The organism is Thermoleptolyngbya sp. M55_K2018_002 (assembly GCF_015295965.1).
Lineage (GTDB): Bacteria > Cyanobacteriota > Cyanobacteriia > Elainellales > Elainellaceae > Thermoleptolyngbya > Thermoleptolyngbya sichuanensis.
Genome location: NZ_DVEA01000299.1, coordinates 1 through 4,053, shown reverse-complemented (window position 1 = coordinate 4,053; position 4,053 = coordinate 1). Strand labels below are relative to the sequence as shown.

General features: G+C 59.7%; 4 protein-coding genes. 2 read left to right on the top strand and 2 right to left on the bottom strand.

Going from position 1 to position 4,053, the window contains the following annotated elements:
* On the bottom strand, positions 1 to 402 hold a 402-nt coding region (locus IGS51_RS15215; protein ID WP_297079471.1), incomplete at its 3' end, for an AMIN domain-containing protein.
* Between the two features lie 631 nt (positions 403 to 1,033).
* On the opposite strand from IGS51_RS15215, the gene IGS51_RS15210 reads away from it, so the two are divergent.
* The gene (locus tag IGS51_RS15210; RefSeq protein ID WP_297079469.1) at positions 1,034 to 2,206 is read left to right on the top strand and encodes a 5-(carboxyamino)imidazole ribonucleotide synthase; all 1,173 of its coding nucleotides are present in this window, start codon (positions 1,034 to 1,036) and stop codon (positions 2,204 to 2,206) included.
* 192 nt (positions 2,207 to 2,398) lie between these two features.
* Entirely contained in the window at positions 2,399 to 2,854 is a 456-nt protein-coding gene (locus tag IGS51_RS15205) for a hypothetical protein (protein ID WP_297079468.1), read from the top strand.
* A gap of 90 nt (positions 2,855 to 2,944) precedes the next feature.
* On the opposite strand, the gene IGS51_RS15200 is transcribed toward IGS51_RS15205, so the two are convergent.
* Positions 2,945 to 4,053: hypothetical protein (locus IGS51_RS15200; RefSeq protein ID WP_297079466.1), on the bottom strand; the 1,109-nt coding region annotated here is incomplete at its 5' end.

Genomic DNA, 4,053 nt, shown 5'->3' with positions numbered 1-4,053 from the left:
GCCGACAAACTGCGGCGTGGGAATTTGCACAGACCACTCGGTCGGGGTGGCCCCGCGCACCAGCACCCGCTGTGGGTCGAGGGTATAACCGGGCATTAGCTCGATTACGATGCGCGTGGTCTGAGCGTCTACCTGCCCTAGGCGAATTTCCCGAATGCCGCCTGTTCCGCTTTGGCGCGTGGTCGAACGTCCCAGGGTAATTCCCGGCAGGTCAATAACTAAGCGAACAGGATCAGAAATAAGCTGCGCCCTGGGCTGCACGCCGTCATCCGTGGTAAAGACCAGCCGGTTTTCCGCTGAGTTAAACCGCCAGGATTGCAGCGTGCCCGCTTCGGCAGAAACGGCAATCAGGAGAGACCCTGCAACACCCAGCACACCAGACAATAACCAAGAAAATCTCACAATCAACCTCTTAAAACACCGATTGGGGAGTTGGGGCAGATGCAGCTGAGTCGCACAAACCTCCATCGCAATCGACCAAAACCGATATTAATCAGGTTTGGCGCAGTTGCGATCAGATTTAACTGGGAAAATCTCAAAGAATTGAGAATCGAACCGCCTCCTGAAGAAACCATCCATCATACCGATCTCTGGAGGGTTCAGGGCAGCATCGACGAAACTTGTCTATCGGACGTACCGGGCTTCACATAAGTTTCTAGGTTTGCGGAAATTCCAAAAGCGCAGGTGAAGTACTAGCCCCGTCAGAGGCCTACGCTTGGGGTTGATGCTGTTCAGGACAGTTTTGAGGAATTTGATCTCCGAACCAGCAAGCCTTGGGGGATATCCCCCAAACCCCCTTTGTGGGGGACGCTTCGTCCCCCACACCCCCTCCTAAGGACTTTCTTCTGGTTTGTTCTGAGAGGTCGCTTCGCATTGCAGGGGCGGCAGGGGCGATTCGCGAAGCGTTCGCGCAAGCGGTGCAGCGCACTTTCCTCTCGGGAATCGTGCTTTGGTTTTTCGAGGGTTTTGGGCAGTCGCTATACTGATGCAGAATACTGATGCAGACAGAATGCTGTGGTGGCGATAGACAGGGATGACAGGGAGCGATGTGAAGCGGGTTGGGGTAATTGGCGGCGGGCAGCTTGCCTGGATGATGGGTGCGGCGGCCAAGAAGCTGGGGCTGCATCTCATTGTGCAGACGCCGAATCAGGACGATCCGGCCGTGGGCGTTGCAGAGGATGTCGTGTTGGCGCAGGTGGAAGACGCATCGGCTACGGCGCATCTGGCCCAGCAGTGTGACGTGATTACGTTTGAGAATGAGTTTGTGGATCTGGCAGGACTGAGCGCGATCGCCTCACAGGGTGTGGCGTTTTTGCCGTCTTTGGGGGCGATCGCCCCTATCCTCGACAAGTTCGATCAGCGTTCCTTTTATCAGTCCATCCATGTTCCTACGCCCCGCTTTCAGGCAATCACCCATGCGTCTGAATTGGATGCGAGCTTTGAGTTTCCGGTGGTGCTAAAGGCGCGGCGACATGGCTATGACGGTTACGGCACGTTTGTTTGCAAAACCCAGGCAGAACTGGAAGCGGTCTTGCAAAAGCCGGGACAGTCCTGGCTTGTGGAAGCGTTTGTGCCGTTTGAGCGGGAACTGGCGGTGATGGCAGCGCGGGGGCGATTTCCCCAGGGATCGCTTCATGAATCCCACGAAATCGCGCTTTATCCGGTGGTGGAGTCGCAGCAGGAACAGCAGGTCTGCCGCCGGGTGTATGCGCTGAACGAGTTTTCTGAGAGCGTGACGGAGCAGGTGGGGGCGATCGCCCGCCAGATTCTCACTGCCCTGGATTACGTCGGCGTGCTGGGCATTGAGCTATTTCTGACGACCGACGGGCGTGTGCTGGTCAACGAAATTGCGCCCCGCGTCCACAATTCCGGGCACTACACCCTCGATGCCTGTGCCACCTCGCAATTTGAACAACATCTGCGGGCCGTGGCAGGGCTGTCGCTGGGGTCTACAGCGCTCACCTGCGCGGGCGCGGTGATGGTCAACCTGCTGGGCGTTGAAACTGCCAAGTCTGACTATGCCGCTCTGCGCCAGCGGCTTGCCGCAATTCCCCAGGCTCAGGTGTATTGGTATGGCAAATCTGAATCGCGGCCGGGGCGCAAGCTGGGCCATGTCACTGTATGCTTGCAGCCAGGGCAGGAGCGGGCAGAGGCAGAGGCGATCGCCCGCCAGGTAGAAGCCATTTGGTACGGCGAGTCAGACTAACGCCATCCCCCCAACGCCAGCCGATCTGGGTTCTGGCACAGCGATCGCCCGACTCTCAGGAATCTTTTCAACCGGGAATGAAGCTACTCAACGTGCAGACCGCAGTACACGCGCTTCACACTCGCTGCTGACGTGTTGCTGACGCGCTGCTGAATGGTTTGCACACATCCTGTTGAGTCACTTTGAGTCACTTTGAGTCAAATTTTGAACGCTATGATGAATGTGAAACTGAATGGATTACGACTAGTTTTGGGAACAGGACTGGCAATGGGTCTGTCTATGCCTGCGATTGCCCAAATGGCCGAAGTTCCCACGCCAAACCGCAGCGGCGATTACACAACTGCCATCATGCAGGGAAACCGGGGCAATTACTACAACCGTCGCTGGCTGGTGGTCGATCCAGACCCAACCTATCTGAACTGTCGCGTCAGTCCCAATGGAGTCGTGCGATCGCGCATTGCGCCTGGGGCAATCCTGACGGCCGAGTTTGTGCGAAATGAAGCGATCGTCTTCCAGAATGGCGCTCCCTGGCTGCGGGTGCGCGGTACGGATGCGCTCACCTTTGCCCAGCCGGGGCAAACCCTGGGAACGTGCTACGTCCGTGCCAATCGGCAATATATCGCGCCGATCAACGAAGACGCTCGGTAGTGTTGATTTTGGATTTTGGATTTTGGATGGCTTGTCAAATCGCCTCTGCTTAGTCGTTTTGGCTTAGTCGTTTTGGCTTAGTTGATTGGCTTAGTCGATTGGCTCGAAGCGCTGTGGAGACGCAAGCCACCGCCGCAGCGTAACGCGATCGCCCTGCGTAATCACCAGAACGGGCGCTGTCTCCCCTTCCAGGCGGGCGATCGCCACCAGTTGCGTATTCGTCGTCAGTTCGTTGTAGACCAGGCTGCCGCTGGCAGAAAAGATCAGCGTGCGGAGCGGGGCATCCGACGGGGCACTGGATGGCGCAGGGGATGGGGCAGGGGGGCTGGGCGATGCGCCGAGCAATTCCAGATCGTCTGACTCTGGCGCGGGTTCGGCAGGGGGCGGATCGAGCAGGTCGGGATGCAGCACCAGAATCACCTCCGGCTGGCGATTCGAGTGATCCCTGCGGGAATCGCCCGTCAGGTCGGCAAGCTGCACGCTCCAGGAGCCGAAGGCTTGGGCCAGCGCCTCTGGGTCGTCGGCAGGCGGCAGCGACAGGTTTGGTCGGGCGCGGCGTAGCTCGGTGGCAAGGGTTCGCAGTATGGCGCTGCCCTGCTGTGGCTGTTGCAACTGGAGGGCGGCCAGGGAGGTGCTGTCGGTGGGCAGTTCCCAGTTGAGCGCGGCCTCCGACAGGACGAGATGGGGGCGATTGGCCAGGGAGTCTCCCAGGGGTTGGCCGCTGGCCAGCAGTTGAATGGCGCTGCCCTGGAGCCGCAGCGCCCGCACGGTGAGCGGATGGGACTGCATCTGGGCCTGCGGGTTCCAGGTGGTGTACTGGAGCGTGGGGCGATTCCCGTAGGCAGCGCTTTGCGAATCGCCCAGTCCGAGTTGGTTCCACAGAAAACCCGGAGTCAGGCGGCTGGACAACTGAGAAAATGGGGCGTGCTGCCAGGTCGTGCCGTCGTGATAGCGGGTCAGGGAGATGCGATACCACACCTCACCATCGGGCAGCGTTGGCAGGGCAGAGCCATCGGGTGTGTCCCAGTCGCCAGGGCGGGGGCTGGGCAGGGGCGTGGCGGTGCCAATCAGGCGGCTGGGGTAGAGGGTCTGACCGTGCAGGGGCAACTGGTCGAGGCGGCGCAGAACGGCTTGGGTGCGCGGGTGCAGCGGCGAGGCTGGCGTTTTGGGAATCGGGGCGCGGTTCTGGGTCTGAAGCC

Coding starts and splice junctions, on each gene's coding strand:
- IGS51_RS15210 (WP_297079469.1), top strand. CDS start 1,034: ATGACAGGGAGCGATGTGAAGCGGGTTGGGGTAATTGGCGGCGGGCAG.